This window comes from Saccharopolyspora sp. 7B, assembly GCF_020177435.1.
Classification (GTDB): Bacteria; Actinomycetota; Actinomycetes; order Mycobacteriales; family Pseudonocardiaceae; genus Saccharopolyspora_C; species Saccharopolyspora_C gregorii.
Map to the genome: position 1 here is coordinate 16,136 of NZ_JAIUKC010000032.1, position 22,162 is coordinate 38,297.

At 72.0% G+C, this 22,162-nt stretch carries 22 protein-coding genes and 1 tRNA gene; 9 read left to right on the forward strand and 14 right to left on the reverse strand.

The window, feature by feature from the left end; all coding sequences use genetic code 11:
• Positions 1–44 precede the first annotated feature (44 nt).
• Together LCD33_RS06680 and LCD33_RS06685 are read left to right on the forward strand one after the other, a co-directional pair.
• On the forward strand, positions 45–749 hold the full coding sequence (locus tag LCD33_RS06680) for a GntR family transcriptional regulator (RefSeq protein WP_224956263.1): 705 nt from the start codon (positions 45–47) through the stop codon (positions 747–749).
• Positions 750–833: 84 nt separating this feature from the next.
• Entirely contained in the window at positions 834–1,766 is a 933-nt protein-coding gene (locus LCD33_RS06685) for a MaoC/PaaZ C-terminal domain-containing protein (RefSeq protein ID WP_224956262.1), read from the forward strand.
• A gap of 73 nt (positions 1,767–1,839) precedes the next feature.
• Here the strand turns inward: LCD33_RS06685 and LCD33_RS06690 are convergent, their stop codons facing one another.
• Positions 1,840–2,130 carry a hypothetical protein gene (locus LCD33_RS06690; protein ID WP_224977624.1) on the reverse strand — a complete coding sequence of 97 codons (291 nt, stop codon included), beginning with the start codon at positions 2,128–2,130 and terminating at the stop codon, positions 1,840–1,842.
• A 640-nt stretch (positions 2,131–2,770) separates the two neighbouring features.
• Positions 2,771–3,553: a cupin domain-containing protein gene (locus tag LCD33_RS06695; RefSeq protein WP_224956260.1), complete on the reverse strand. Its 783-nt coding sequence runs from the start codon at positions 3,551–3,553 to the stop codon at positions 2,771–2,773.
• A gap of 119 nt (positions 3,554–3,672) precedes the next feature.
• Here LCD33_RS06695 and LCD33_RS06700 point away from each other — a divergent pair, with 119 nt between their 5' ends.
• Complete coding sequence (locus LCD33_RS06700) at positions 3,673–4,635, forward strand: D-2-hydroxyacid dehydrogenase family protein (protein ID WP_224956259.1); 963 nt, start codon at positions 3,673–3,675, stop codon at positions 4,633–4,635.
• A gap of 41 nt (positions 4,636–4,676) precedes the next feature.
• Here the strand turns inward: LCD33_RS06700 and LCD33_RS06705 are convergent, their stop codons facing one another.
• A complete protein-coding gene (locus tag LCD33_RS06705; RefSeq protein WP_224956258.1) occupies positions 4,677–5,723 on the reverse strand; it encodes an LLM class F420-dependent oxidoreductase in 1,047 nt (348 codons plus the stop codon).
• Between the two features lie 304 nt (positions 5,724–6,027).
• On the opposite strand from LCD33_RS06705, the gene LCD33_RS06710 reads away from it, so the two are divergent.
• Both LCD33_RS06710 and LCD33_RS06715 read left to right on the forward strand, forming a co-directional pair.
• Positions 6,028–7,008, forward strand: coding sequence for a Ppx/GppA phosphatase family protein (locus LCD33_RS06710; protein WP_224956257.1), 981 nt, complete (start codon positions 6,028–6,030; stop codon positions 7,006–7,008).
• A gap of 94 nt (positions 7,009–7,102) precedes the next feature.
• Positions 7,103–7,549 carry a phage holin family protein gene (locus tag LCD33_RS06715; protein ID WP_224966848.1) on the forward strand — a complete coding sequence of 149 codons (447 nt, stop codon included), beginning with the start codon at positions 7,103–7,105 and terminating at the stop codon, positions 7,547–7,549.
• A 25-nt stretch (positions 7,550–7,574) separates the two neighbouring features.
• Here the strand turns inward: LCD33_RS06715 and lhgO are convergent, their stop codons facing one another.
• The gene (lhgO, locus tag LCD33_RS06720) at positions 7,575–8,777 is read right to left on the reverse strand and encodes an L-2-hydroxyglutarate oxidase (protein ID WP_224977625.1); all 1,203 of its coding nucleotides are present in this window, start codon (positions 8,775–8,777) and stop codon (positions 7,575–7,577) included.
• Positions 8,778–8,863: 86 nt separating this feature from the next.
• On the opposite strand from lhgO, the gene pepE reads away from it, so the two are divergent.
• The 3 genes from pepE to LCD33_RS29330 all read left to right on the forward strand — a co-directional run bounded on the left by pepE (position 8,864) and on the right by LCD33_RS29330 (position 11,259).
• Entirely contained in the window at positions 8,864–9,592 is a 729-nt protein-coding gene (pepE, locus tag LCD33_RS06725) for a dipeptidase PepE (RefSeq protein ID WP_308011234.1), read from the forward strand.
• Positions 9,593–9,715: 123 nt separating this feature from the next.
• Positions 9,716–10,300 (forward strand): TetR/AcrR family transcriptional regulator, encoded by a 585-nt coding sequence (locus LCD33_RS06730; RefSeq protein ID WP_224966846.1) that lies wholly within the window; start codon positions 9,716–9,718, stop codon positions 10,298–10,300.
• Entirely contained in the window at positions 10,297–11,259 is a 963-nt protein-coding gene (locus LCD33_RS29330) for a DMT family transporter (RefSeq protein ID WP_224956253.1), read from the forward strand. The genes LCD33_RS06730 and LCD33_RS29330 overlap by 4 nt, the downstream gene beginning before the upstream one ends.
• Before the next feature lie 112 nt (positions 11,260–11,371).
• Here LCD33_RS29330 and LCD33_RS06740 read toward each other — a convergent pair whose 3' ends face one another.
• From LCD33_RS06740 to LCD33_RS06775, 8 genes are all read right to left on the reverse strand, one after another.
• On the reverse strand, positions 11,372–11,833 hold the full coding sequence (locus LCD33_RS06740) for a RidA family protein (RefSeq protein ID WP_224956252.1): 462 nt from the start codon (positions 11,831–11,833) through the stop codon (positions 11,372–11,374).
• Positions 11,830–13,485, reverse strand: coding sequence for a M24 family metallopeptidase (locus LCD33_RS06745; RefSeq protein ID WP_224956251.1), 1,656 nt, complete (start codon positions 13,483–13,485; stop codon positions 11,830–11,832). Before LCD33_RS06745 ends, LCD33_RS06740 begins: the two co-directional genes overlap by 4 nt.
• Before the next feature lie 20 nt (positions 13,486–13,505).
• Positions 13,506–14,285 (reverse strand): ABC transporter ATP-binding protein, encoded by a 780-nt coding sequence (locus LCD33_RS06750; RefSeq protein ID WP_224956250.1) that lies wholly within the window; start codon positions 14,283–14,285, stop codon positions 13,506–13,508.
• An 11-nt stretch (positions 14,286–14,296) separates the two neighbouring features.
• A complete protein-coding gene (locus LCD33_RS06755; protein WP_224956249.1) occupies positions 14,297–15,307 on the reverse strand; it encodes an ABC transporter substrate-binding protein in 1,011 nt (336 codons plus the stop codon).
• Positions 15,304–16,185 (reverse strand): ABC transporter permease, encoded by an 882-nt coding sequence (locus LCD33_RS06760; RefSeq protein WP_224966845.1) that lies wholly within the window; start codon positions 16,183–16,185, stop codon positions 15,304–15,306. The genes LCD33_RS06755 and LCD33_RS06760 overlap by 4 nt, the downstream gene beginning before the upstream one ends.
• Before the next feature lie 75 nt (positions 16,186–16,260).
• Positions 16,261–17,187 carry a 5-dehydro-4-deoxyglucarate dehydratase gene (kdgD, locus tag LCD33_RS06765; RefSeq protein ID WP_224956247.1) on the reverse strand — a complete coding sequence of 309 codons (927 nt, stop codon included), beginning with the start codon at positions 17,185–17,187 and terminating at the stop codon, positions 16,261–16,263.
• Between the two features lie 430 nt (positions 17,188–17,617).
• Positions 17,618–18,151: a GNAT family N-acetyltransferase gene (locus tag LCD33_RS06770; RefSeq protein WP_224956246.1), complete on the reverse strand. Its 534-nt coding sequence runs from the start codon at positions 18,149–18,151 to the stop codon at positions 17,618–17,620.
• Between the two features lie 279 nt (positions 18,152–18,430).
• Positions 18,431–19,876, reverse strand: a complete 1,446-nt coding sequence (locus LCD33_RS06775) for a tetratricopeptide repeat protein (protein ID WP_224977626.1) — start codon at positions 19,874–19,876, stop codon at positions 18,431–18,433.
• Positions 19,877–20,732: 856 nt separating this feature from the next.
• Here LCD33_RS06775 and LCD33_RS06780 point away from each other — a divergent pair.
• Positions 20,733–21,419, forward strand: coding sequence for a site-specific integrase (locus LCD33_RS06780; protein WP_224966843.1), 687 nt, complete (start codon positions 20,733–20,735; stop codon positions 21,417–21,419).
• A gap of 85 nt (positions 21,420–21,504) precedes the next feature.
• Here LCD33_RS06780 and LCD33_RS06785 read toward each other — a convergent pair.
• Positions 21,505–21,576: transfer RNA gene (locus LCD33_RS06785), tRNA-Val, on the reverse strand.
• A 31-nt stretch (positions 21,577–21,607) separates the two neighbouring features.
• Positions 21,608–22,084 carry a TIGR02611 family protein gene (locus LCD33_RS06790; protein WP_224977627.1) on the reverse strand — a complete coding sequence of 159 codons (477 nt, stop codon included), beginning with the start codon at positions 22,082–22,084 and terminating at the stop codon, positions 21,608–21,610.
• Between the last annotated feature and the right edge of the window lie 78 nt (positions 22,085–22,162).

The following is a 22,162-nucleotide window of genomic DNA, read 5'->3' on the forward strand; positions in this document are numbered from 1 at the left end:
GATACCCTGAGAGCCGATCACACCACCCCGAGGAGTTCCCCGCCGTGGCCACGCGCCCGATGTACGAGGTCATCCGAGACGACCTGCTCGACCGGATCAACACCGGCGCGCTCGCCCCCGAGAGCCGGCTGCCGAGCGAGAAGGAACTCGCCGAGCGCTACGGCGTCAGCCGCATGACGGTCCGGCAGGCCTTCGACGCGCTGGTGCGGGAACGGCTGGTGGTGCGCAGGCGCGGCGCGGGCAGCTTCGTGGCCCCGCGGCGCGCCCGGTCCCGGCGGTTGAACCGGCTGGTGCCCTTCGGCGACGAGGTCACCGAGGACGTGGTCACCACCGAGATCCGCCGCGCCGTGCTCGTCCCGCCCGGCGAGATCGCCGAGGTCCTCGACCTCGACGATGCGGCGGAAGCGGTCCGGCTCGTCCGGCTCCGCACCGTCGACGGAACGCCCGCGGCCGTGCAGGAGTCCTGGGTGCCGGTCGCCGCCGCCCCCGGACTCGCCCGCGCCGAGCTGGTCGCGGGCTCGCTGTACCGCACCCTCGCCGAGCGCTGCGGCGTCGCGGTCAGCTGGGCCGAGCAGGAGATCACCGCCTGCGCCGCGACGAAGGAGCTCGCCGGCCTGCTGGAGGTGGCCGTGCGCGCCCCGCTGGTGGAGGCGCACCGGACCACGCACGACGACACCGGGCGCGCCGTCGAGCACGCCCGGAGCTGGACCCGGCCGGAATTCCCGTTCGTCGTCCGGCTCGACACCTGACCCCTCGCGGCACGAGCCGCGCACCCCGTCGCCACGTCCCGCCCGCCGCGGGACGGCGATGCCCCACGCCCAGAGGAGCTGGCCATGAACCGGTGGTGGACCGGAACCAAGGAAGCGATCTTCGAGAACATCGAGGTCCCGGAGGTGTTCGGCCCGTTCGACGTGGTCGTCGACGAGCGGATGGTGCGCAACTACGCCTTCGCCCAGGACGACGACGGAGCCGGGCGGCTCACCGCCGCGGACGGGCGACCGGCGGCCAGTCCCGCGGTGCTGTCCAACGAGCTGCTGTTCCTGTTCTACGCCGCCTACGACGGCAACACGGCGCGCGGGCTGCACACCCACGAGGAGCTCTCGCTGCACTCGCCGGTCGTGATCGGCGAGACCGTCACCCTCAGCGGCCGGTACGTGCACACCGAGGTGCGGCGCGGCAACGGCTACGTCGTGATGGAGGCCGAAGCCCGAGGCGCCGACGGCAGGCTGCTGCTGCGCCACCGCGGCACCGAGATCATGCGGGTGCACGCCGCCGACGTGGTGGGCGGCAGCACCGCGCCGGCCCCGTCCCGGCTGGTCACCGGCGAGCTCCTCGACGTCGCCCCGGCCGCCGCGGCGAGCGGGGACCTCGACGAGCGGACCCCGATCCGGCCGGTGCGCAAGAAGATCTCGCAGGAGCAGATGTACGTCTTCTCCTGGGGCGGCCGCGGGTTCTCCAACATCCACACCGATGCGGCGGGCGCGCGGCGCTCCGGGATGGACCGCACCGTCGCCCAGGCGATGCAGCAGGTCGGCTACCTCTCCGAGATGCTCACCGCGTTCCACGGCGGCGCGTGGATCGACGGCGGGCACCTGGCGGTGAAGTTCGTGCACCCGTTCTACGTGGACGAGGAGGTCACCGCCCGCGGCGCGGTGCTGGGCGCCATCGAGCACGAGGGGCAGCGGCATCTGGAGAGCGAGGTCTGGGTGGAGAACGTGGACGGGGTGAAGACCGCCGTCGGCTGGGCCCGCGCCCCGCTGCGCTGATCCACCGCGCGGGTGGGCGGCCCGCCGGCTCCGCGGTCGGTCGGGCCGGCACCTCGTGCGGAACGGTGCCGGGTCAGCCGCGCCAGCGGTCGTCGGGGTCGCGAACGGCCGTCGCCGCCAGCTCCGGCCGGGTGCCCTGCCGCGGCCGGGGTTCCGGCGCGGGGCGGCGGGCCGTGCGGGGCTCGGCGGCGAGCTGGCGGCCCTGCACCACCAGCACCACGACGCCGAGCACCAGCGCGGCCAGCGCCGCCCACAGCACCGGCGGGGCGCCGCCGACCCACCACAACGTGCCGGCGATCCCCAGCGCCGCGCCGCAGAGCACGGCGAGCGCGTGGAAGAGCAGGTGCACCGCGTAGCCCTTCACCGTTACCTCCCGACGCGTTGCTGTCCGATCGTGGCGACCACTGTGCGCACGCGCGCCACCCGGTTCCCGTTGTCCCGAACCGCGCAACGATCACGACTTCGGGTGGAAGCGGTGACTACGGGTCGCCGCGGCACCGCGGGGCGCGCACCTTCACCCGATAGTAGCGCCGCCTATGGTCGAATTGCCTGATCAAGGGCGTTCGCCACGTTCGTCTGATCGCTCGGGACAGGGGCGCGCCCGACACCTCCCCGGCACTGAATTCCCTCGATCGGAGGGCACCCGGTCCGGCGTCCGGCACCGTTCGGGGCCCCGCCCTACGGTGAATTCCGGCGAGGTCCTCGTCGCCGGCGCGCGCCGGACGGGAACCCGGTGCCGTGCACGCGTTTCTCTCGGGGGTGAGGTCGGTGCTGAACACGTTGGCGGTCTTCGCGCTGGTGGCTTCGGTGGCCATCGGAACGATCATCGGATCGCTGATCGCCCTGTGCTGGTTCGAGGAACGCCTGCTCGGGGGACGACCGCGTCCGGTGCCCGACCGCCGGCTCGGCGTCGAACCGGAGCCCGCCGAGACCACGCCCGAACGGGTCGCCGTGCTGCGGCCCGAACCGGAGCAGCGGGTGCCCGCGCAGGCCGCCGCCGAGCCTCAGCCGGGCGTGCTGAAGTCCGCGAAGTCGAACCCGGGCGAGACGACGCAGGTCGCCAGCGACTCCACCGTCGCCGAGGCCACCGCCCGCTGCCACGTCCCGGCGGGCACCAGGACCTGAGGGTCCTGCCCGGCACCCGCGCCCAGCACGTGGTTGCGCGGCTGCTCGGCGGGCGCGTCGCCGTCCCCGCCCAGCACCAGCGTCAGCGGGCCGCCCCGGTGCCACAGCCACAGCTCGGCCGAACCGATCCGGTGCCACTCCGAGGTGTGCCCGGCGGAGAGCAGGTAGTAGATCGCCGTCGCGGTCGGCCGGGTGCCCCGCTCGTCGGGCGTCACCTCGACGTCGCTGGTCCAGGTCCGCCGGAACCAGCCGCCCTCCGGGTGCGGCAGCAGGTTCAGCTCCTCCGCGGTGCGGCTGCGCGTCTCCAGCGCCGCGAACCGGCCGCGCACGTCGCGCCGCGCGTAGTGCAGGCCGATCACCGCCGAGCGCTCCAGCGAGCCGTAGACGTGCGGGAACAGCACGTCGGCGGCGACCCCGGCCGGCGGGTGCGGTGCCGCCGCCTCCCAGCGCACCGGAGCGGACAGCCGCCGCGGATCGAGTTCCAGCGCCACCAGCTGCTCGTCCGCGTCCGCGTACAGCGCGTTGGCGACCGCCAGCGCCGTGGCCATGTCCGGCGAGCAGTGCACGAACCCGTCGGTCTCCAGCGAGGGGGAGCCGATGTGGTCCGCGGCCGCGTGGAACGCGCTCAACGGCAGCAGGTGCAGCAGTCTGGATCGAGTCACGTCGGCAGTCTGCCTGTCCGCACCGCGCGTTGTCAGGTCGCGCGCCCCGCCCCGCGGGTCGATCACCCCGCCGGGCGGCCGCACTACGATCGCGCCGGACGCCGTCGAAGGAGGAGTGCATGCGCATCGCGGTGCTCGATGACTACCAGGAGGTCGCGCGGGACTACGCGGACTGGGACTCGCTGCCCGCGCAGGTCGAGTTCTTCCACGACACCCCCGCCGACCGCGCGGAGCTGCTGCGGCGGCTCGCCCCGTTCGACGTGATCGCCGCGATGCGGGAGCGGACCCCGTTCCCGCGGGAGGTGCTGGCCGCGCTGCCGCAGCTGAAGCTGCTGGTCACCACCGGCATGCGGAACGCGTCGATCGACCTGGACGCGGCCACTGAGCTCGGCATCACCGTGTGCGGGACGGGCAGCGGTGCCGCGCCGGACCGGGCGTGGGGACCGACGGCGGAGCTCACCTGGGGTCTGATCATCGCGGTCACCCGGCAGATCCCGGAGCAGGACCGCGCGATCCGGGACGGCGGCTGGCAGCGCGGCGTCGGGTTCGAGCTGGCCGGGCGCACGCTGGGCGTGCTCGGGCTGGGCAGGCTCGGCAGCCAGGTCGCGAAGGTCGGTGCCGCGTTCGGCATGGACGTCATCGCCTGGAGCCGGAACCTCACCGCGGAGGCCGCCGCGGAGGCCGGGGCGCGCCGGGTGGAGAAGGAGGAGCTGTTCCGCGGCTCCGACGTGCTCACCGTGCACACGGTGCTCAGCGAGCGCACCCGCGGGCTGGTCGGCGCGGCGGAGCTGGCGCTGATGCGGCCCACCGCGTACCTGGTGAACACCTCGCGCGGGCCGATCGTGGACGAGGTGGCGCTGCGCGAGGCGCTGCACGCGGGACGGCTCGCCGGGGCGGGCCTCGACGTCTACGGGACCGAGCCGCTGCCCGCAGGCGACCCGTGGCGGACCACGCCGCGCACCGTGCTCACCCCGCACGTCGGCTACGTGACCGAGGGCACCTACCGGACGTTCTACGCCGAGACGGTGGCCGACGTGCGCGCCTTCCTGGACGGGGCGCCGGTGCGGGTGCTCAACGGCTGACCGGGCCGCGGCCGGGCGGGCGCGCCCGGCCGCGGGGCGGATCAGAGGTCGTCGGCGATGCCGCGGATCTGCTCGATCAGCTTGGTGCGCTCCTCGAAGGACCCGGCGAGCGGCGTCACGTTCATCGTGGTCACGCCGGACTCCTTGAACGCGGCGAGGCGTTCCCGCACGTGGCCCTCGGAGCCGATGAGGGTGCTGGCGGCGACCAGCTCGTCCGGCACCTTCGCCGCGGCCTCGTCCTTCTTGCCGTCCAGGTAGAGGTCCTGGATCTCCTCGGCCTCGGCCTCGTAGCCGTAGCGGCGGGCGAGGTCGTTGTAGAAGTTCTTGCCCTTGGCGCCCATGCCGCCGATGTAGAGGGCGAGCATCGGGCGCATCGAGTCGACGAGCGCGTCCACGTCGTCGCCGATGGCCAGCGGGGCCTGGCCGACGACGTCGAGCTCGCCGAGCTCGGGGTCGCGCTTGGCCTTGCCGGCGGCCAGCGATTCGCCCCAGACCTCGTGGGCCTTCTCGGGGACGTAGAAGATCGGTTCCCACGCCTCGGCGATCTCGGCGACCATCGCGACGTTCTTCGGGCCGATCGCCGCGACCATGATCGGGATGTTCGGGCGCACCGGGTGGTTGATGAGCTTCAGCGGCTTGCCCAGCCCGGTGCCCTGGCCTTCGGGCAGCGGGATCTGGTAGTGCTTGCCGTCGTGCTGCACGCGTTCGCGGCGCCACACCTGGCGGCAGATGTCGACCAGTTCGCGGGTGCGGCCCAGCGGCGCGTCGTAGGGCACGCCGTGGAAGCCTTCGATGACCTGCGGCCCGGAGGCGCCGATGCCCAGGGTGAACCGGCCGTCCGAGACGAAGTCCAGCCCGGCCGCGGTCATCGCGGTGAGGGTGGGCGTGCGGGTGTAGATCTGCAGGATCCCGGAGGCGATCTGGAGCCGTTCGGTGCGGGCGGCGATGAAGCCCATCTGGCTGACCGCGTCGAACGAGTAGGCTTCGGCTACGTAGACGATGTCGAGTCCGGCCTTCTCGTAGGTGGCCAGTTCGTCGACGGTCTCCTTGAAGCCTCCGCTGTAGTTCAGCGGCATCCCGATGCGCATGGTGGTCCTCTCCGTCGCTGACGTTGCCGGGTGGGCGCACCTCGCGTTCCAGCCGCAGCACCTGGTCGCCCCGAGGTTACCGCTTGGTAGCGGTCAGGGGTGACTCCTTTGTAACACCACCTGGTGTGACATCGGAAGTGCTCATGTACCAGTGACATCAATTACGGATCAAGAAAGTCCGAACGGGCGATGAACAAAACCTGTGCATACGGCATGATTCGGCCATGCCGATGGTTCTGCGCTGCTGCTCCTGGAGGTACGTCCTACGCCTCGAAGGCCCGTCCGGACTACACGTGAGGGTGGTATGAAGCTCGGACTCCTCGACATCGGTTCCACCGCGGCGCGGCTGGAACTGGTCGACCTCGACCGCGGCAGGCTGCCCCGCGCCTCCTGGAGCCACAAGGAGCGCACCCGCCTCGGCGAGAACACCCTCGCCGATGGCTCGGTGACCGAGGAGGGCATCGAGCAGGCCGCTCGCGCCGTCGCGGGCTGCGTGCGCGCCGTCGGCACCGACCTGCGCGGACCGCTCGTCGCGTTCGGCACCGCCGCGGTGCGCGACGCCACCAACGGCACCGAGCTGCGCGCCCGCCTCGCCGACGCCGCGGGCACCCGCATCGGCTCGATGACCCCGCACGCCGAAGCCGCGCTCTGCTACCACGCGGCCCGTCGCTGGCACGGCCGCGAGGACACCCCGCTGACCACCATCGACATCGGTGGCGGCACCGCCGAGGTCGCCACCGGATCCGGTCCCTACCCGGACGAAGTGGTGTCGATGCCGCTGGGTGCCGCCCGGCTCACCCGCGAACACCTGCCCGCCGACCCGCCGCCGCCGGAGCAGGTCGCCGCCCTGTACGCGGCCGTCGAAGCGGTCGCCCCGGTCGAGCTGGCCCCGTTCCGCGGGCGCAGGCTCGGCCAGCCCGTCGGCCAGTCGAAGGTGCTGCGGCAGCTGGCGGTGCTCGCCGCGAGCTCGTCGAAGCGGCTGGTGCGGCACCCGGACACCCTGGCGCGCACGAACCTGACCCGGTGGATCCCGCAGCTCGCCGAACTCGGCCAGGCCGAGCGCGCCAAGCTCCCCGGCGTCTCCCGCAGCAGGGCGCGGCGCATCCTCGCCGGCGCGATCACCGCTGATTCGCTGCTGCGCGCCCTCGGCGTCGACGAGATCGACCTGTGCCCGTGGGGGCTGCGCGAAGGGCTCGTCTTCCGCTTCGTCGAGGCCTACGAGCGGGCCGGGCAGTGCACCCGCGCCGAGGCGATCCGCCGGTTGACCGACGAGATGTTCGCCTGAACAGGTGCATCCCCGCGTCTCGCGGTGGGCGGTTCCCGGGCGGGGCCGGAACGGTAGCGTGCAAGGCTCCACGGCGAACTCGGGAGGCCACTTCGTGACGGTCCTGCTGCACATCCTGATCACCGCGGTCGCCGTGTGGGCGACGACCGCGCTGCCCGGCATCGAGCTCGGCGACGCGAGCACGGACGCCGGAACGAAGATCGTCACCCTGCTGGTGGTCGCGGTCGTGGTCGGCGTGATCAACGCGGTGCTGAAGCCGATCGCGAAGACGTTCGGCTGCCTGCTGTACCTGGTCACGCTCGGGCTGTTCGGACTGGTGGTGAACGCGCTGCTGTTCTGGCTCGCCGGGTACGTGGCGGGCGAGCTGAACATGCCGTTCCACGTGGACGGGTTCTGGGCCGCGTTCTGGGGCGCGCTGGTCGTGACGATCGTCAGCAGCGTGCTGCACGGCGTGGTGCGCCGGATCAGCATCAACGCCGCGGAGAACCGGGAGCGCGAGTACCGCGAGTACCGCGACTACCGGGACCGCGGCTACTACTGATCCGCACGCGTCCGGCGGGCCGGGCCTAGGCGAGCTTGGCGCCGACCCGGTCCGCGATGTCCTCGCCGATGCGCAGCGACGCGGTCGCCGCGGGGGAGGGCGCGTTGAGCACGTGCACCCAGCGGTCGTCCTCGTGCACCAGGAAGTCGTCGACGAGGGTGCCGTCCGGGCGGACCGCCTGCGCCCGCACCCCCGCGGGCGCGGGCACCAGGTCCGTCCCGCGCAACCCCGGCAGCAGCTCCCGCGCGGCCCGCACGAACAGCGGTTTCACCGCCGAGCGCGCGATCTCCGCCGCACCGGTCCGCCAGTAGCGCTTCGCCAGCGCCCGCAACGCCGGATCGCGCAGCAGCCGCCGCAGGTGCGGTGCCGACCAGGTCCGCCAGTCGTAGCCCTCGCGGGCCAGCGCCGGAACCGCGTTCGGCCCCACGTGCAGCCCGCCGTCGGCCATCCGCGTGAAGTGCACGCCGAGGAACGGGAACGCCGGGTCCGGCACCGGGTAGACCAGCGCGCGCACCAGGTCGCGGCGCCCCGGCGCGGCCTCGTAGTACTCGCCGCGGAACGGCAGGATCCGCGCGGCCGGCCGGGTGCCCGCGAGCTCCGCCACGGTGTCGCTGTGCAGCCCGGCGCAATTCACCGCGAACCGGGTGCGCACCTCGCCGGTCTTGGTGCCCAGCACGAGCCGGTCGCCGTCGCGGCGCACCGAGCGCAGCTCGCAGCCGGCCCGGACCTCGACGCCGTCGGCGGCGAGGTCCGCGGCCAGCGCCGCGCAGACGGCGCCGAAGTCGGTGATCCCCGCGTCCGGCACCAGCAGCGCGCGCAGCCCGCGCACCTGCGGTTCCCGCTCGGCGATCGCCGAACCATCCACTTCGGACAGGCGAACGCCGTTGGCGGTGCCGCGGCGGGCGAGCTCGGCCAGCCGCGGCAGCTGCTCCGGCCGGGTGGCCACGACGAGCTTGCCGGTGCGCCGCACCGGAACCCCGTGCTCGGCGCAGAACCGGTGCATCGCTTCCGCTCCCGTGCGGGCGAACCGCGCCTTCGCGCTGCCCGGCGGGTAGTACAGTCCACTGTGGAGCACGCCGGAGTTGTGGCCGCTCTGGTGCGCGCCCACGGCCGGCTCCTTCTCCAGCACCACGATCCGCCCGGCCGCGCCCCCGCGGACCAGCGCCCGCGCCGTGGCCAGGCCCACGATGCCGCCGCCGATGATCGTCACGTCCTCGTCTCCGGCCATGCCGGTCATCCTGCCCGTCCCGCCCCACCGGTTCCAGCGGCGGCGGTAGGGTTCGCTCCGGTTCACGGGTGCGGGGAGGGAATGCCGTGGTGCAGCTGCTCCTGCTGTCGAGCTCACGGGTGCACGGGTCGCCGGGCTTCCTCGGGCACGCACTGCCCGCGATCGCGGAGCTGATGGCCGGCCGGGAGCGGATGCTGTTCATCCCCTACGCCCGCCGCGACTTCGACGACTACGCACGCATCGCGCACTCGGTGCTCAGCTCCGCCGGGATCAAGGTCGACGGCCTGCACCGCGCCACCGATCCGGTGCGCGCCATCGCGTCGGCGGAAGCCGTGTTCCTGGGTGGGGGCAACACGTTCCGGCTGCTCGCGACCTTGCAGCGGCAGGGCCTAGTCCGCGCGCTGCGCCGCGCCGTGCTGGCGGGCGTGCCGTACCTGGGTTCCAGCGCGGGCACCAACCTGGCCTGCCCGAGCCTGCGCACCAGCAACGACATGCCGATCGTGCAACCGGCCTCGTTCGCCGCGCTCGGCCTGGTGCCGTTCCAGATCAACCCGCACTACCTGCCGCCGGACCCGGCGAGCACGCACCGCGGCGAGAGCCGCGACGAGCGCCTCGCCGAGTTCCTGGAGCACAACGACGTACCGGTGCTCGCCCTGCGGGAAGGAGCCTGGCTGCGGGTCCGCGGTCGCCGCGCCGAGCTGGGCGGCGCCGACGCGGCCCGGCTGTTCACCCGCCGCGCCCCGGCGCGGGACCTCGCGCCCGGCACCGACCTGACCCACCTGCTCGGCACCATCCCGCGCTACGACCTGTGCTGATCGCCGATCGTCCGGGTCGTCGCGAGGTCGTCCGGTCGAGTGCTCGGCCGTCCGGGGCGAGCTGGTCCTCGGCAGCTGGCTAGGTAGACTGGTCTACCCAGTCGCGGTGGCGAGGAGGTTGCGGTGGTCGATGCGGGTGCTCGGCAGAGCGCGCGCGAGCGGTTGCTCGCGGCGGCGGCGCGCCGCTTCTACCGGGACGGGGTGTCCGCGACGGGGATCGACGCGATCACCACCGAAGCCGGTGTCGCGAAGATGAGCCTGTACAACAACTTCTCCTCCAAGGCGGACCTGGTGCGCGCCTACCTCGAAGCGCGGCACGAGGAGTGGCGGGAGTTGCACCGGCGGCGGCTGGCGCGGGCCGCGGACGCGCGCGGCCGGGTGCTCGCCGTCTTCGACGCGTACGCGGACCACGCGGAACTCGCCCACGAGCACGGGTTCCGCGGCTGCGGGCTGCTCAACGCGGCCGCCGAGCTGCCCGCCGGGCACGACGGCCGGGCGGTGGTGCGCAGGCACAAGGAAGAGGTCGAGTCGCTGCTCTCCGACGCCCTCGGCGAGCAGCTGCCCGACCGGCCCGAGGACGCGCGCGCCGCCGCCGAACACCTGGCGTTCCTGCTCGAAGGTGCGATGGCCCGCGCCGGGCTCGAAGGCGACGGGGAACGGCTGCGGCACGCGCGGACGATGGCGGCGGACCTGGTGGGCCGGCTGTGAGCCGCAACGGCAGCTCGCTCGGAGTGGTGGCCGTGCTGCTCGCCTCGGTGCTGTGGGCGACCACCGGGACCGCGGCGAGCTTCGCACCCGACGTGGGGCCGCTGGCGATCGGGGCCGTCGCGATGGGCACCGGCGGCCTGCTGCAAGCACTGGTCGCCGGCCCGCGCCTGGTGCGCGGGGCCCGGCTGCTGCGCGCCCGGCCGGGACCGGTGCTGCTGGGCGCGGTGGCGGTCGCCGTCTACCCGCTGGCGTTCTACAGCTCGATGCACCTGGCCGGGGTCGCCGCGGGCACCGTGGTGTCGATCGGGTCGGCGCCGCTGGCGTCCGCGCTGGTCGAGCGCGTGGTCGACGGGCGGCGGCTGAGCCGCCGCTGGCTGCTCGGCGCGGGGCTCGGGTTGTCCGGGACGGTGCTGCTGTGTGCCGCCGAAGGCGGCGCGGCCGCGGTCGCGCCCGGGTGGGGGAGCGCGCTGGGCGTGGTCCTCGGCCTGGTGGCCGGGGGCACCTACGCGACGTACTCGTGGGCCGCGCACCGGCTGATCAGCGGCGGTGTCTCGTCCGCGGTGGCGATGGGCGGCATCTTCGGGCTCGGCGGGGTGCTGCTGCTGCCGGTGCTGGTCGCGACCGGGGCGCCGTTGCTCGCGTCGGCGACGAACGCGGCGGTCGGGGTCTACCTGGCGCTGGTGCCGATGTTCCTGGGTTACCTGCTGTTCGGCTGGGGGCTCGGGCACATCGCCGCGAGCACCGCGACCACGCTGTCGCTGCTGGAACCGGCGGTCGCCGCGGTGCTCGCCGTGCTCGTCGTCGGGGAACGGCTGCCCGCCGCGGGCTGGGTCGGCATCGCCCTCGTCCTCGGCTGCCTCGTCGTGCTCACCGCCCCGACGCCCGGAACCCGCCCGCGGCTCGTCACCGGGCGACGCCGGGCGGCGCACCCGGCCCCGGCCCCGGCAGCGGAGGACTGAACGCGGACCCGCGTCCGGCGGATCGGGTGTCCATCGTGGACGGACGCGCCGAGGTCCGGCCCAGGGGCGGGATTCCGCCTCCCGAACCGGACCTCGGGTGTGGATCGGGCGATCAGGAGCGGACGGTGATGACCGCGTCGAGTTCGACCAGCGCCCCTTGCGGGAGCGTCGGTGCGGGCAGGGCGGTGCGGGCGTGCCTGCCCGCGTCGCCGAGCACGTCGATCAGCAGCCGGGAGGCGCCGTCGACCACCTCGGGCTGCTGGATCGCGTCCGGGGTGCTGTTCACCCACGCGTTCAGCTTGAGCACCCGCACCACGTTCTCCAGCCCCACCGCGTCGTCGACCCGCGCCAGCAGGTTCAGCGCGCTGACCCGAGCGGCGGCCACCCCGGCGGCCACGTCGGCGTCCGCGCCGAGCCGCCCGCCGAGGACCTCGCCGGCGGCGGTGCGGGAGATCTGCCCGGACACGTGCAGCAGTTCCCCGGACAGCACTGCCGGTTCGTAGGCGTACTTCGGCGGGCCGAGCACCGGCAGTTCCAGGGACAGCTCGGCGAGCCTGCTGCGGACGGCGCTCACCACTTGCTCACCACGTAGGTCCGGTCCGCGCCGATGTACCAGAGGTCTTCGGTGCCGATGGCCACGTCGTCGTACCGCCACGGGATCTCGGCGGCGCCGAACGAACCGACCCGCAGCACGTGCTCGTAGCCGGGGCGCAGCTCGTTCGCGAACGATTCCTGCTTGCCCATCAGGTGCCCGACGTTGCGCTTGCGGTACTCGGTGTTGAAGTCGACCTCGGTGCCGAGCACGCCGATCTCGCGCATCCGGTCCAGGTGCGGCGCCAAGTACTCCAACGTGCCCTCGTGCACGTCCTGGCACACCACGCCGGGGCGCAGCTGCCCGATGATGCCCTCGCGCACCACGTCGAAGAAGAACGCGTACGCCTCCTTCGCGCCCGCGGTGCGCGGCAGCGAACGGGCCATGTCGGAGGTGGCGACGGTGACGCCGCCCGCCACGATCCGCACGCCCGCGTCGAGCTGGATGCAGGTGGTGTCCCGGTTGATCGGGAAGTCCACCGGCGGCCCCGGGAACAGCATCCGGTTCGACGAGTGCAGGTTGGTGAAGTACGGCTCGATGCCGAACGGGATGTCGCGCTCGGTGCGGAACTCGACGATCTTGTCGAGGTAGACGGCGTAGATGTCGAGCTCGGTGAACTCGCGGCCCTCCTCGATGCCCCGCTCCGCCCAGGCCAGCGCGGCTTCGATGGCGAACACGCTGGTCCGCGCGGCGATGATCTGGAACGCGAGGTCCTCGTGGTCCCGGACGTCGCGCCAGTGCCCGAGCGCCGCGGAGACGCCGACGAGCTCGCTGCCCGCCCGCTCCAGCTCCTGGGCGAAGCCGATGCCGACGAACTCCTCCTCGACGCCGACGCGCGGGCCGGGGCTCAGCTCGGCGACCGCGGCCCCGAACGAGTCGTACCGGCCGACGGGCGTGCCGGGCAGCCCGGAGGTGCCTTCCGGGGCGAGCACGAGGAGGCGCCCGGCGGCGGGCAGCCACACGGCGACCGCTCCGGCCGGCTGCTCGTGCCCGGTGACCTCGGTGTGGTTGGGGGTGGCGGCCAGCAGCACCGCGTCCAGCGCGCGCTCGGTGGCCAGTTCGGTCAGCGCCGCGTACCGGGTGTCCGTGCCGTCGGGGATCTCCGCGGCGAGCCCGTCGAGGTGCTCGACCCCGTCGATGAGCTTCTCCGCGACCCGCGCGCCCTCGGACCGCCATTCGGCGAACCGGGCCAGCACGGATGCGGTGTCCACCTCGTGGGCGACCACCGGTCGCGGCGTGGTGGCGTCGACGGTGACCTCCAGGGCACCGGAGGCGGTGAACGCCCGGTGGTGGGCCAGCACGACGTCCGCGGCCAGGTGCACCCGCCCGTCCCCGGCGAGTTCGGCGACGAGCTCCGGCAGCGAACCCGCCACCCGGGTGCCTTCGACGACCCGCGGATCGATCGTCACCCACGGGGCGTAGAAGCGGATCTGCTCCGCGGGCACGCCCGCCGACAGCGCGTTGCCCTGCTCCTGCTGGCGCACCAGCAGGTGGCGCTCGCCGTCGCGCTCGGCGATCAGCGGGCTCACCAGCGGGTGCGAGTCCAGGCGGATCGCGGAGAACAGCAGGCTGCGCCGGGCGTCGAGCCCGTAGTGCTGCTCGACCAGTGCCTCGTCCGCGGTGAGGTGCAACATGTGTTCCTCCTGGGTGGTGATCAGCTGATGCCGGTGGTGACGCCGATGTGCGACTCGATCTCGGTCGCGTACTCGGAGAAGGCGGGGGAGAAGCGGTGCTCCTTGCCGCGCGGCCGCGGCAGGTCGACGTCGACGTCGGCGACGATGCGGCCCGGTTTGCCGCCGACCACGACGACGCGATCGGCCAGCCACACCGCTTCCGGGATGCTGTGCGTGACGAACAGGACGCTGCACCCGGTGTTGCGCCAGATCCGCTGGATCTCGAAGTTCATCGAGTCCCGGGTCATGGCGTCGAGCGCGCCGAACGGTTCGTCCATCAGCAGCAGCTCGGGCCGCGACACGAGGGCGCGGCAGATGGCGACGCGCTGCTGCATGCCGCCGCTGAGCTCGTAGGAGTAGCGGGTGGCGCGGTCGCCCAAGCCCACCATCTCCAGCAGCTCCCGCGCGTAGTCCTCGGCCGCGCGATCGCGGGTGCCGCGGAACTCCAGCGGCAGCAGCACGTTGTCGAGGTTGTTGCGCCAGGGCAGCAGCACCGGGCTCTGGAACACCATCGCGATGTCCTCCAGCCCTTCCTTGATGGGGCGCCCCTTCACCAGGATCTCGCCCTCGGTGGGGTCCTGGAGCCCGGAGATGGTCTTGAGCAGGGTCGTCTTGCCGCTGCCGGACTGGCCGACGATGGAGACGAACTCCCCTGGCCGCACGCGGAAGTCCATGCCGCGCAGGACGGTGTTGTGCTGCCCGTCCCGCGACCGGAAGGTCTTGCCGACGTCGTTCACCGAAATCGCGTATTCGTGGCTCATCTGGCTCTCCGTCACGGCGTTGGGATCGCTTGGCCGCGGTGCAGCGGTTCGAGGTAGTCGTTGCTGTAGACGTCGGCGGGGGTGAGGTGCGAGTCCGGGCTGAGCCCGAGGAAGTCCCGCGCGACGTCGATCATCTGCTGGACGCCCGCGTCGTCCATCTCGCCGTAGGCGTCGCCCGCGCCCCAGTTCAGCTCGCACTGCTCGTCGATGGCGAGCACGACGGTGCGGTCCTCGTACCCGCTGACCTCCTCGCCGAAGTCCTGCGCGGCCTGCTCCGGGTGGTCGCACGCCCAGAGGAAACCCCGCTGCATCGCGCGGTTGAACCGCTTCACCTGGTCCGGGTGGGTGCGCAGCTTCTCGTCGGAGGCCACGATGCCGTTGCCGTACAGGTCGATGCCCAGGTCGGACCACTTCAGCACGGTGGCCTCCCGGTCCAGCGCGTCGAGCGTCGGCTGGTCGGAGACGTAGAGCGCGAGGTTCGCGTCCCACTGCCCGGCGACCAGGCCGGGCATCTTCGCGGCCCCGGTGGCGTGCACGACGTTCACATCCTCGACGGCCATGCCGAGCTTGCTCAGCGCGTACGGCCACATCGCGGTCATCGCCCCGGTCGCTTCGGTGGCGACGGTCTTGCCCCGGAGGTCCTGCCAGTCGTCGATGCCGGTGCCCGCGAGCGCGATGACCGCGTAGGCGGAGCGCGCCTGCACCAGGTTGACCTGCTTGACCTCGGCGCCCCGGCCCTGGCTGAGCACCGAGGAGCCGTAGTCGGCCCAGCCGAAGTCGACCTTGCCGGTGTCGACGGCGGTGACGGTGTTGGTGGAGCCGGAGCCCGGCATGACCTCCAGGTCGATGCCCTCGGCGGCGAAGAAGCCGCGTTCGACGGCGGACACGAACGGCGCGTGCTTCGGCAGCCAGCTGACGTCGAGCATCAGCGACATCCGCTCCCGCCCGGTGTCGGCGCCGCAGGACACCAGCGTCAGCAGCGCCAGCACCGAGCCCAGCGCGAGCAGCGTCCGCGGCCTCATCGGGTGTGCTGCTTCCACGGGACGAGCTTGCGCCCGGCGAGGTCGACCAGGAAGAACAGCACCAGCGCGATCGCGGCCAGCACGATGAACGCGGCGAACATCGACGGCAGGTCGATCTGGCTGTTCGCCAGCATGATCACGTAGCCGAGGCCCTTCGACCCGGCGATGAACTCGCCGACGACCGCGCCGCCGACGGCCAGCGAGATGGAGATCTTCGCGCCGGAGAGGATCGACGGGATCGCGTGGATGAACTCGATCTTCGTCATCTTCTTCCACTGCGAGGCCTTGTTGATCCGCGCCAGCTCCTGCAGCTCGTGCGGCACCGAGCGCAACCCGTCGTAGGTGTTGATCACCAGCGGGAAGAACGCGATGGCCATCGCCACGAACGCCTTCGACTCGAAGCCGAAGCCGAACCACACGATGAACAGCGGCGCCAGCGCCACCTTCGGCACCGTGTCGATCGCGATCAGCGCCGGGTACAGGAAGCTGCGCACCGTCGTCGAGTAGTGCAGCGCCGCCCCGCACAGCACGCCCAGGGCGGTGCCGAGCGCGAACCCGGCCAGCGCCTCCTGCACCGTGATGAACGTGTTCTCCGCGAAGTAGCCGGGGCGTTCGGCCAGTTCCACGAACGCGGAGAGCGGGCCGACCATCAGGTACTCCGGCGGGTCGAAGACCCGCACGGCGATCTCCCACAGCGCGAACAGCCCGACGATGCCCGCGACGGCCTTCGCGGCGGCCAGGACGGACTCCCGGTCCGGGCCGCGGCGGCGCCGCGCGGGTGCGGCGTCGGGGGCGCCCCGTTCGTGCTGATCGGGGCGCCCCGTGCCGGGCGGGTCGAGCACGGACCGGCCGGTCTCCGGGGGCGGGGGTGGAGTCATGCGTTCCTCACAGCGTTGGAAGGTGCACGGAGCGGGGGCAGGGCCGGGTTCCGCGTCGACGCCCGGCCCCGCGGCTCAGGGGGCGAGCGTGCGCGACACCGCGATCACCTCGGACAGCAGCGCGCGCTCCTGCTCGTCCAGGTCGGTCAGCGGCGGCCGCACCGGGCCCGCCGGGTGGCCCGCCAGGTCCAGGCCCGCCTTCACGATGCTCACCGCGTAGCCCGGGCTGCGGTCCCGGATCGCCGTGTACGGCAGCACGACCTCGTCGAGCAGCCGCCGCACCCGCGGGCGGTCGCCCGCGCGCACCGCCGCGTAGAAGGCCAGCGCGAACTCCGGCAGGAAGTTGAAGATCGCCGAGCTGTAGGTGGTGACGCCGAGCTCCAGGTAGGGCAGCGCGAACGTCTCCGCGGTCGGTAGCCCGCCGATGTAGACGAGCCGGTCGCCGAGCCGCGAGTGGATGCGGGTGATGTTCTCCAGGTCTCCCACGCCGTCCTTGAACCCGATCAGGTTCGGGCAGCTGTCGGCGAGCTCCGCGACCGCCTCCGCCGTGTACACCGCGTTCGCCCGGCTGTAGATCACCACGCCGAGCGAGGTCGCCGCGCACACCGCGCGCACGTGCGCCACCAGGCCCGCCGCGGACGCCTCGGTCAGGTAGGGCGGGAACAGCAGCACGCCGTCCGCCCCGGCGGCCTCCGCGTCTTCGGCGAACGCCACCGCCTGAGCGGTGCCGTGCCCCGCCGGGGCCAGCACCGGGGTGCTCTCCGGGGCGCTCTGGACGGCGGCGCGCACGACCCGGCCGACCTCGGACGGGGTGAGCGAGAAGAACTCGCCGGTGCCGCCCGCCGCGAACAACCCCGCCACGTCGTACTTCGCCAACCGGGCGATGTTGTCCCGGTACGCGGCCTCGTCGAACTCGAGATCATCGGTGAAGTGGGTGACCGGGAACGACAACAGCCCCGAACCGAGGCGGTGGGCGAGCTCGCTGGGAGCGATGGCCGGCATGTGCGTTCCTCCTGGCTGACAGCGGACTGCGATTGCAGGTGAGCGTAAGGAGCAGCGACCGATCCCGTCCAAGACTTGTTTCGCATCGAGTGATGCGTGGATTGGATCGGTGAGCACGCTCGGTGCAGGTCCGCGGCCCGCCCTTCCTCCCATCGGCACGAGCCCCGGCGAACGGGGCCCGGCCCGGCAGCACCGGATCGCGGGTGCAGGTCAGGTCGTGCCGGATCCGGGATCGCAGGCGGAGGCCGGGCCGCGCCGGGGGAATCGCGGCGGCTCAGTCGAGCCGGGGTCGGAGCCCCGGTCGAGCCGGGTTCGGAGTAGCGGGCGGAGCCTCGGTCGAGCCGGGGTCGGAGTCGCGAAGGGGCTCGGCGGCGCGTTTCCCCGGCCGCTCCGCTCGGTCGTGCGTTACCCCCGCAGCCCGGCCCGGACGTCAGAGCTCGCGCCGCCAGATCCGATCGTCGTCGACCCGGTCGCCGAGCGTGAACGTGCAGCGCCCGACCTCCGCGAACCCGTACCGCCGGTAGAACCGCTTCGCCCGCTCGTTGTGGTCGAACACCGTCAGGTAGATCTCCGGAGCCCGCCGCGCGGCGGCGGTCCGCAACGCCCACTCCATGAGCTCGACGGCCACCCCGCGACCGTGCCACTCCGCGAGCACGTAGATCTGCTGCAGCTCAACGGCGCCCGGCGCGGGGTCCACCGCGGGCGCCCGCAACGGCGTCACCTTCGCGTACCCGACGGGCGCCGACCGGTGGAACGCCACCAGCCACCGCACGTCCGGGTTCCCCAGATCCCGATCCATCGACCCACCGGGCCCGTAAGCCTCGTCGAGGAACACCCCGAACGGCCCCGCGTCGTACCGCGCCCCGAACGTCGCGGCGAACGACTCCCGGGCCATCGCCCGCAACGCCGCGTGCTCGCCGACCTCGGGAGCGGAGTAGGTGATCTCGTTCGAGCGCAGTGCCACAGCGGTCTCCTCCACCACGGAAGACGCCCTTGGCCGGAAACAGGAACCCGAGCGTGACAGGCCGAACCCGCTGCAGCGCCCCTCGAACTCCCACCGGAACCCTACAGCGCTTCGGGGCGCCGCTGATCTGCTGCCGACCCCGTCGGTCGCGTTGAAGCCGGAGTTTCCGGGACGACGGGGCCTGTTCGACACGAGTACCGGGGGCGGCCAGCCATGAACCACCGGTCAGTTGCCGTCGTCTTCGGTCACCTCCGAGCCGCATGTGCTCCAAGAACACGACTAGGAGCCAGGCAGTTCTTCGGTGGCGTGTGCTGCGCCGGTCGGGTCTCCTGCTTCGCCTCGCCAGAAAGCGAGGTTGTTGCGGGTGGTCAGGGTGTCCGGGTGGTCGGGGCCGAGTATCCGGGTGTAGTCGGTGAGTAGTTCTTCGAAGGCGTGTGCTGCGCCGGTCGGGTCTCCTGCTCTGCCTTGCCAGGAGGCGAGGTTGTTGCGGGTGCCCAGGGTGTCCGGGTGGTCGGGGCCGAGTATCCGGGTGTAGTCGGTGAGTAGTTCTTCGAAGGCGTGTGCTGCGCCGGTCGGGTCTCCTGCTTCGCCTTGCCAGGAGGCGAGGTTGTTGCGGGTGGTCAGGGTGTCCAGGTGGTCGGGGCCGAGTGTGTGGTGGGTTTGATCGTGGAGGTGGTGGAAGTAGGTGGCGGCGTGGGCGACAAGCCCGGTTTCGCCAAGGCTGCTGCCTGCGCGGAAGAGGACGCTATGGGCGTCTGGGTGCCACAGATGGGCGACGGTGTGGGTGTGGAGGTGGTCGGTGTTGGCGCGGAGTGCCTGGCTTTGAGCGGTATCGCGTTCGATTTCGGGCCAGATTTCGAGCAGTGCGTCGGCGGCGTGGGCGAGCGTTGCGCTGTGGTCTTCGGGGAAGGTCTCGCGGGTGGCGCGCTGCACGAGAGCGTGGACTCGCACGGTGCGGTAGCGGTCGGTGTGGTCGATATCGGCCAGGCTGAGTCTCCGGAGGTTCTGCAGCGCGTCGGCGACGCGATCCGCCTCAACAGCGCCCGGGTCCTCTAACGCGTCAGCGAGGTGGGCTTGCACCGCAGCAGTGGTGAAGACGTCCCCTGGAATGCCGTTGGGATCGAGCACCGCCGCCAGTTGCAGCAACGGACGGGCCAGTCCCGCGGGGCTGAGCTGGTTGGCCCAGTCGAGGGACAGTGACCATGTAGCGGCCACGGTGTCCTGGTGGTCATCGGGGAGGCTGCCGGTTTCGGGCAGCAACTGGGCCAGTTGCCGACGGCGGTCGGCTAGGCGTCGCCGGTAGTCGGCGCAGGTGAGATTCCGGTCGAGAAGGTACGCCGTGGCCTGGGCCAGTGCGAGGGGCAGGTAACCGAGATCATCGGCCAGTTCCGCCGCCCCCTCGGCTAGTTCCGGCCTGTCGGTGAGCTTCGCACGGATGTAGCCGACAGCTTCGGACGAAGTGAACAGCCCGACTTTGATCAGGTGACGATGATGAGCGGCGAGGCTGGCGTCTTGGCGGTGGGTGGTGACCACGACTCGGCCGATGAAGCGTTGCGGCGGCCATAGATCACGGAGGTCGCCGGGGTCGTGGAGATCGTCGAGCACGATCAGCCAGGGCCGGTCGGTTTCCGCGAGCCATTCGAGGAACCGTTGGCTCGCACGGTCCTCATCGCCGTCTCCGCGAGTGAGTCCGATCTTGGTCGCGGCGGTGGCGTAGCTGGACACGATCGCCTCGCGGGAGCTCGCAGTGATCCACGCCAGTAGATACACCCCTGGGCAGCCCAGTGATGTTCGGCGAACTGCGCGGCCAGCTGCGTCTTGCCCACTCCGCCGAGGCCGGCCAACACCTGGGTGAGCACCGTGGTCTCGCCCGCCCCGGCGACATCGGTCAGTTCCGCACTCGACGCCCGATACTGGAAACAGTCCGCCGGCAGCGGCACCACCCCCACCCGGCACGGCCACGCCACCGGCTCGGTCGGGTGGACTTGCGTGGTCTGGTAGACATCCCGCACCTGGCCGGCTTGAACCACGCTTTCGCCGGTGCCGCTGAAGTCGTTGCGGGTCTTCGCGTCCTCCACCACGCCGATCAGTGTGCCGCAACACACGATCAACCACGGCCAAATCCACCGAGCCAGCGCAACGAGACGTCACTTCCCGGCCTTCTGTGAGACGCAACCACCAGCAGGCGAGCCACGACGCCCGGTGACGGGCCCCTGCCCACGGGAGTGGCCAAGGCGACCACCCTGTCCTCCCAGCCACACCGGCTTTGGAAATGTGTCCCAAGCCCGCCATTGCCCGGGCGACGGATGCTCGTGACCGATCTCTTCGACGACCCCTGCGCGGTTCCCGGCCGCCTGCCTTCCTTCTGCGCCCCCGACTTGGCCGGGGGCTCGCATACAGCTGGCAGGGGGCCCCGCAGGGGCCGCCCTTGATGAAGAAAAGAAACTCTGAACACGAGCACCCTGGGGCACTGGCTTGGGACTAGAGCTGGTGCAGCTTGGCGATGACGTCGCCGGCGCAAGCGGGAGACCGCTGAGCAGATCATCAGCCGGGAGGACTTCCGCCGGAAGCTGTGCCCGCGGTGCCCGACTACTATCGCTCCCTCGTCGCTGTGGCCGGTGGTGCTGGGCTTCGGTGGGGCGAGGTCGTCGGTCTCTGCCCGGACGCTCTTGACCTGGAAGCGGGAACGCTGAGCGTGATCCGGACGGTGGTGGAGGTCAGCCGGAACACCTCGTTCAAGCCGTTCCCGAAGTCCAGCGCGGGAAGGCGATCGGTGCCGTTGCCTCCTTGGCCGGCCCGGCATAGTCGCGACCACTTGCGGGAGTGGCCTCCATCGAGTGAGCGTGCACCGGTTTTCGCGAACATGGCGGGAAAACCGCATCGGCGGACGCTGTTCCGCTCCCGGGTGCGGCGGCCTTCGCTCGTGCTGGCAGGACTGCTCGGTCAAGTCACCGAGGAGGACGGCGGTTTCGTCGCGATTTGGCTGGACGCGGCAGGGGAGGGGCGTACGGAGAAGCGCCGGACACATAGCCAGGCCGTGAAGGTCGCTGCCGCGAATGCCGGGGAGGGACTGCGTTTCCACGACTTGCGGCACTCCTACGCGACCTGGTTGGTGGACGACGGTGTTCCGGTGAACATGGTTCAGCGCGTCCTGGGACATGAACGGTCCTCGGCCACCCCGGACCTCTACACCCGGCGGACGGATGGAGGGGATCGCATGCTGCGTGCGCTCACCGATGAGGCTGACGACGGGCTCGGGCCTCGCTGACCGCGTGCTGACCCTTCGGGCCGGGCAAAGCGAAACGGCCAGGTCCGAGATTCCCTTTCGGGTCTCTGACCTGGCCGTTTTCTTGTGGGCGATACTGGGATCGAACCAGTGACCTCTTCGGTGTGAACGAAGCGCTCTCCCCCTGAGCTAATCGCCCGGTGCCGCCGTTCCCGGCGACATGGAGAACTCTACAACACCCGTTTCAGGGCCCGAGCAGGGGGGGAGGTCAACCACGGCCAGTCGACTCCGAACCAGCGTCCGATGGTGGCGTACATGCCCAGCAACCAGAGGGTCAGGACGACGACGATGCCGGTCAGGGCGGCGATGCCGAGCTTGACGGTCCAGTGCTGGCGGGAGACCCAGTTGCTCCAGCGGCGGTAATGGCGCTTGGTGAAGACGTTCACCTGGTGCGCCCAGTGGAACTCGGTGGCGAGGATGCCGAGCCCGGCGAACACGATGAGCCAGCCGGGACCGGGGTAGGGGATGGCGATGATGCCGACGATGAGCACCAGGGTGCCGAAGGCGCCGAGCCCGACCCGGTAGGTCGTGTTGAGCGTCGGGTTGGCGCGGATGCGTTCGCGGCGGGCGCGGAGCGCACGTCGCAGCCGGTGGAGCCTGCGGCGGGGCTGCGGGGCATCGCGCGGGGAGTCGTCGGCTCGGGCCACGTCGGTCTCGCTCGCTCCCGGTTCGGCTGTCCTGCTCAGAGTCCACCTGCCACGTCGTGTCGGGCGCCTGCGCGGCCC